The 6,305-nt window shown below is 35.1% G+C and carries 6 protein-coding genes and 1 rRNA gene; 6 read left to right on the top strand and 1 reads right to left on the bottom strand.

Annotated features, from left to right (window positions below):
- Nucleotides 1–394: peptidylprolyl isomerase (locus tag CAT7_RS11755; protein ID WP_007725869.1), on the top strand; the 394-nt coding region annotated here is incomplete at its 5' end.
- A gap of 90 nt (nucleotides 395–484) precedes the next feature.
- Here CAT7_RS11755 and CAT7_RS11750 read toward each other — a convergent pair.
- A complete protein-coding gene (locus CAT7_RS11750; RefSeq protein ID WP_007725867.1) occupies nucleotides 485–1,666 on the bottom strand; it encodes a MalY/PatB family protein in 1,182 nt (393 codons plus the stop codon).
- Nucleotides 1,667–1,874: 208 nt separating this feature from the next.
- On the opposite strand from CAT7_RS11750, the gene yugI reads away from it, so the two are divergent.
- The 5 genes from yugI to CAT7_RS11725 form a co-directional block, all read left to right on the top strand.
- A complete protein-coding gene (gene yugI, locus CAT7_RS11745; protein ID WP_007725865.1) occupies nucleotides 1,875–2,255 on the top strand; it encodes a S1 domain-containing post-transcriptional regulator GSP13 in 381 nt (126 codons plus the stop codon).
- Between the two features lie 65 nt (nucleotides 2,256–2,320).
- Nucleotides 2,321–2,704, top strand: coding sequence for a hypothetical protein (locus CAT7_RS11740; RefSeq protein WP_007725864.1), 384 nt, complete (start codon nucleotides 2,321–2,323; stop codon nucleotides 2,702–2,704).
- 132 nt (nucleotides 2,705–2,836) lie between these two features.
- Nucleotides 2,837–4,183 carry a glucose-6-phosphate isomerase gene (locus tag CAT7_RS11735; protein ID WP_007725862.1) on the top strand — a complete coding sequence of 449 codons (1,347 nt, stop codon included), beginning with the start codon at nucleotides 2,837–2,839 and terminating at the stop codon, nucleotides 4,181–4,183.
- 466 nt (nucleotides 4,184–4,649) lie between these two features.
- Nucleotides 4,650–5,180 carry a GNAT family N-acetyltransferase gene (locus CAT7_RS11730; RefSeq protein WP_007725860.1) on the top strand — a complete coding sequence of 177 codons (531 nt, stop codon included), beginning with the start codon at nucleotides 4,650–4,652 and terminating at the stop codon, nucleotides 5,178–5,180.
- Between the two features lie 541 nt (nucleotides 5,181–5,721).
- Nucleotides 5,722–6,305: ribosomal RNA gene (locus CAT7_RS11725) — 16S ribosomal RNA — on the top strand; the annotation flags it as partial.

Raw genomic sequence — 6,305 nt, 5'->3', positions numbered from 1 at the left:
TCAAGGTGGAGACCCAACCGGAACAGGTATGGGCGGAGAAAGTATTTGGGGAAATTCTTTTGAAGATGAATTCTCAGATAAAGCATTTAACCTTAAAGGTGCTCTTTCAATGGCTAATGCTGGTCCAAATACAAATGGAAGCCAATTCTTTATCGTATCAGCTTCTCAAACACCGGCAAATATGATCAGTCAACTTGAAGCTGCTGGATATGCTTCTGAAGTTGTTGAAGCATACAAAACAAACGGTGGAACACCTTGGTTAGACAACCGTCATACTGTATTTGGTCATGTGATTGAAGGAATGGACGTTGTAGAAAGCATCCAAAATGTTAAACGCGGACCTCAAGACAAACCTGTAAACGATATTGTTATTGAAAGTATCGTCTTAGGTTAATAAAAAAGAATAAGCTAGAACAAATGTCGTTAGCTTATTAATAAAAAATGATGATTGAGTTCTCTCAGTCATCATTTTTTTATTGGGCAATTAGCCAACCGGATTGTCAAAAGCATATTTTATGCGTTTTAAACTTTCTATAACCATTGCATGAGGAGCAGCGAAATTTAAACGCATAAACTGATTTCCGGCAGGACCATAATCAGAACCGGCATTTAAACCGATTTTACCAACTTGTGCAAAATGATTGGTCAGTTGATCAACAGGAAGGTCTAGAGACGAGCAATCGAACCAGAACAGATAAGTTCCTTGTGGTTTCATATAAGGAACATCAGGCAATTCAGTATCAAAAAAAGCACAAATGGTTTCTAAATTAACGTTTAAATAAGCTAAAAGTTCTTCTAACCAAGGTCCGCCTGACGCAAAAGCAGCTTCCGTAGCAGCATAGCCAAATGTATTGATGCTGTTTTGTTCGGTCTTTGCTTGTGCTTGTATCAATGCATTTCGCAAAGTTTCGTTCTGTACGAAAATCATAGAGTTTTTAATGCCTGCTAAATTAAATGTTTTGGTAGCTGCAGTGAGAGTGATGACGAATTCTTTGTACTGTTCATTGATGCTCGCAACGGAAACAAAGTCTTCAGGCTGATAGACTAAATCGCCATGTATTTCATCGCTACATAAAAGGACCTGATATTTTTGGCAAAGATTGGCTAACTGGCTGAGTTCTTGCTTTGTCCAAACGCGCCCGCCAGGATTTTGCGGGTTACTTAATAGAACTAATTTTACTCTTTCTTGTTTGAATTGCTGTTCCATAATGGTAAAATCCATTTTAAATAAACCCTCTTCAATAGTTAAAGGAGACCGAATTACTCGTCGGTTATTTAGGGTTACCATTTGCTCGAAAGGTGTGTAGACGGGGTCATGAATAAGCACTGCATCTTGTTCTTTTGTGAACGTTTGGATCAATAAAGCGATACTTGGAACAACTCCAGGGGAAAATAAAATATCATGAGCGGTTAATTGCAAATGATGGCGATCTTTTTGCCAGTCTATAATGGCCTGGTAAAGTGAGTCAGGAGGATAAGCGTAACCTAAAATACGGTGGTCCACTAATTTTTTTAGCACATCTAAAATTATCGGTGCGTTGGCAAAGTCCATATCGGCTACCCACATAGGTAGAATATCGCCTTCACCAAATAATTTTTTTGAATAACCCCATTTAATGCTATTTTGTCCATTTCGATCAATGAGTTCATCAAAATTTAGGTTCATATACCAATTCCTCCAGTCAAAAAAATAGTCATAATCGTTTCATTAATTATACTAGTAAACAAAATAGATATCTATTTCTCGCTAAGGATGATAAAAAAATTAAAGTAACGTTAAAATGAAAACGTATTCTGAATATGTTACATTGTTATTTGTGCTAAAATAAAACTAGCAAAAAAATACTTAAGAAATGGGTAAGTGAGGAGATAGTATGAATTATAAAATTGGCATGGTCATTAAAGGCAAAATTACTGGAATTCAACCTTATGGTGCTTTTGTTTCTCTTGATGAAGAAACACAAGGGCTTATCCATATCTCAGAATGCAAGCATGGTTTTGTTAAAGACTTAAGTGAAGTACTAGCAGTGGGAAATGAAATTGAAGTGATGGTGCTAGATATTGATGAATACACAAAAAAAATCAGCTTATCATTAAGAGCATTAGAAGAAAGTACAACATTTCAATATCACCCTAAGAAGAGACGACAACATCATGAAAAAGTCGGAAAGTTAGGCTTTAGTACAATAAAAGAAGCAATCCCCAATTGGATTGAAGAAGCAAAAGAAGATGAAAAAAATAGAATGATGTTTTAAAAAAGAGAATTGGCCTACTATACACAAAACAAATGCGCTTAAAACTATACCAGAGGTGTAAACTAATGACAGAAAAAAGATTGGTAGCTGGGACGATAATGGCAAAAGGACCAGAGGGAAAATATGTTTTTTTGGTAAAAAAAGAAACTGAAATGGATTTTTTCACTACCACTGAAATCAATGACACTAAAACAGGTTTAGCAAGTATAATAGATAAATTAAAAACAATCTTACCAATCGAAGCATCTGATTTAAAACTATATGAACTGACAAATGCAGTAGTGAATGATAACCGGATTCCGTTATTTGTTTTTGAATTTCTAGATGTTGAAGTTGATCATAGACTTCTAACTGAAAACAACGATAATTCTTTATCTTGGCTGCATTCTGATGAATTAACAAAAACGTTAGAAAAATGGGAAATTTCAGGGGTACCACAATTTAAATAAAATCATTCTTTAACGGCATTTCTTGAATAAGAAATGCCGTTTTTGCTTGCTTTTTTCCATTAAAACAACTAAAGTTAACTAGTATGAAGATAGCTTTTTTATTCTTTAAAACAATTAATTGGAGGGGTTTACGTGGGTCATATTAAATTTGATTATTCAAATGTTGAAAAATTTGTACAACCACATGAAATTACGAACTTACAACAACAGGTCACAACTGCTGATGAAATGTTACGTAAAGGGACTGGAGCAGGTAATGAATACCTAGGTTGGATCGATTTACCAACAAATTATGATAAAGAAGAATTTGCTCGTATCAAAGAAGCAGCTAAGAAAATCCAAAACGATTCAGAAGTTCTTGTTGTTATTGGAATTGGAGGATCTTATTTAGGTTCAAAAGCTGCAATTGATTTCTTAAATCATTCTTTTGTTAATTTACTTGATAAAGAAACGCGTAAAGCTCCACAAGTTCTTTTTGCTGGAAATAGCATTAGTTCAAGTTATTTGCATAATTTGATTGAAGCAATTGGAGACCGTGATTTCTCAGTAAATATTATTTCTAAATCTGGTACAACAACTGAACCGGCTATTGCGTTTAGAGTATTTAAAGAATTATTAGAAAAGAAATATGGTGCGGAAGAAGCTAAATCACGTATTTATGCTACTACAGATAAAGAACGCGGAGCTTTAAAACAAGAAGCAAATGCACAAGGCTATGAATCATTCATCATTCCTGATGATGTTGGCGGACGTTTCTCTGTATTGACAGCAGTAGGTTTATTGCCGATTGCAGCAAGTGGAGCAGACATTGATCAATTGATGAAAGGTGCAGCAGATGCATCAGTTGCATTTTCAAGTGATAAAATCGAAGAAAATGCTGCTTATCAATATGCAGTATTACGTAATGTTTTCTATCGTAAAGGAAAAACAACGGAAATTTTAGTAAACTACGAACCGTCATTGCAATACTTCTCTGAATGGTGGAAACAATTAGCTGGAGAATCAGAAGGAAAAGACCAAAAAGGGATCTACCCTTCAAGTGTAAACTTCTCAACTGACCTTCACTCAATGGGACAATACATCCAAGAAGGACAACGTAATATCTTTGAAACGGTTATTAAAGTAGATAAACCAAAATTTGATATTGCTATTCCTTCTACTGAAGAAGATCTAGATGGCTTAGGTTATTTAGAAGGAAAAGGTATCGACTACGTAAATACGAAAGCATTCCAAGGAACTTTATTGGCTCATACTGATGGAGATGTACCTAACCTAATCGTAACAATTCCTCAACAAGATGCTTACACATTAGGTTACATGATGTACTTCTTCGAAATCGCAATCGGTGTATCTGGTTACTTAAATGGTGTTAACCCATTTGACCAACCAGGTGTTGAAGCTTACAAGAAAAATATGTTCGCTTTACTAGGAAAACCAGGATTTGAAGAATTAGCTAAAGAATTAAACGCACGTCTATAATCAATCGAGAATAAAGTAACAACTATAAAAAAACATCTTAGACACTTTTGTCTAGGATGTTTTTTTATAGTTAGGCTTAAATAATAAGAAGCTAATTGTTAAATCTTTGTCGCTGGATTAGCAGTTAGAGATTGGAGTCTAATAGTAAAATTCTAAAAGAGAATCAAGGTAGGAGTTAAAATAACAGTGTTAAAGCAAAAATCAGTTAAAATACAACTAAAAAAGGATCGATAATCCTGACATTAGTGATGCTACTAAAGAGAAAATCTCTAATGAAGATTAAATATTCCGAAATACAAAGTTTATAATCTTTTTAGCCAATTTATACTAAATCATAATAAACTTCAGGTTTTAGGTGTCAATTAGTATTGAATGATAAACAACTTTTGTAGTAAAGTATGCTAATAACTAAAAATTGTCTTCTATTATGGTATTCAACTATCTATATAGAAGAAAGGAGTAAAACATGAGTGATATTTTTGCGCTTCACCAAGCAAAACCTAAAGATGTTAAAATGATTGATGCATTACTTAGAGAAACGGCACTATGGTTAAAAGCTAAAGGTTCGCTACAATGGAATGGAATATTAGATGGTAAAGATAATCATGATACAGCAAGTGCAATTGATAGAGGAGAAGTATTCTATGGAACACTGAATAATGAATTAGCTGGGATGTTTATATTATGGGACAATCAAAGTGAGTGGGATACTGCTTTATGGGGAGAAAATACAAGTGGTGACTTTTACTATCTTCATCGTTTAAATATAAAAAGAGATAAAGCTGGAAAAGGAATTTCACATTTGATGATCAATGCAGCAAAAGAGTACGCTGAAAGCGAACATAAAAAGGGTATCCGGTTAGATTGCATTGCCAGTAATGTTTTTTTAAACCAGTTATATCTTAAAGAGAAATTTGAATTCATCAAGTGTAAAGAAGATTTTAACGCTGGAGAACAAATAAGTGACTTTAATTTGTATCAATATAACTTAAACTGAATTTTCGAAAAACGAACGATTATATAAAATGTATTTTTATAGATCGTTCATTTTGTTTGTTTCATTTAGAAGTAATACAGATTAAAATGCAACAAAATGATAAATTATACGCTTTTGAAAAAAAAGTAAAAAAAACAATATCTTTTTATTGACCAGTCGTAAAAAACTTGTTATAGTAATTGATGTCGCTAAGAGAAATAAGTGATAGACCTAATAGTTGTCGAAAAATTATTGTAAAAATAATGTTGACAAAGCGTAATAAAATATGTTAATCTATTTAAGTCCTCATGAGTTACACGAGCTGACAAATGGATAAATATTCAATTAAAAAAATATTTATCAAAAACTTGTTGACAAGTTAAAAACCAACTGCTATAATTTAGAAGTTGTCAAGAACTGACACAGCAAGCTTTAGACCTTTGAAAACTAAACAAAGTAAGACGAACCAAATGTGAGGGTGACTCAGCAGTGCTGAGTCAACAGTAACAAAATAGTGAATAATTATTCGCTAGCAATTCAATAATGAGCTTCAAGCATCATTTTATATGAGAGTTTGATCCTGGCTCAGGACGAACGCTGGCGGCATGCCTAATACATGCAAGTCGAACGCTTTAACTTCATCGGGTGCTTGCACCCATCGAAGTTAAAGAGTGGCGGACGGGTGAGTAACACGTGGGTAACCTGCCCATAAGAGGGGGATAACATTCGGAAACGGATGCTAATACCGCATATTTCTAATCGTCTCCTGACGAATGGAAGAAAGGTGGCTTCGGCTACCGCTTATGGATGGACCCGCGGCGTATTAGCTAGTTGGTGAGGTAATGGCTCACCAAGGCGATGATACGTAGCCGACCTGAGAGGGTGATCGGCCACACTGGGACTGAGACACGGCCCAGACTCCTACGGGAGGCAGCAGTAGGGAATCTTCCGCAATGGACGAAAGTCTGACGGAGCAATGCCGCGTGAGTGAAGAAGGTTTTCGGATCGTAAAACTCTGTTGTTAGAGAAGAATAAGGATGAGAGTAACTGCTCATCCCCTGACGGTATCTAACCAGAAAGCCACGGCTAACTACGTGCCAGCAGCCGCGGTAATACGTAGGTGGCAAGCGTTGTCCGGATTTATTG

The sequence above is a fragment of the Carnobacterium sp. AT7 genome, from assembly GCF_000171855.1.
GTDB lineage: Bacteria > Bacillota > Bacilli > Lactobacillales > Carnobacteriaceae > Carnobacterium_B > Carnobacterium_B jeotgali.
This window is presented reverse-complemented; position numbering and strand designations above follow the sequence as displayed.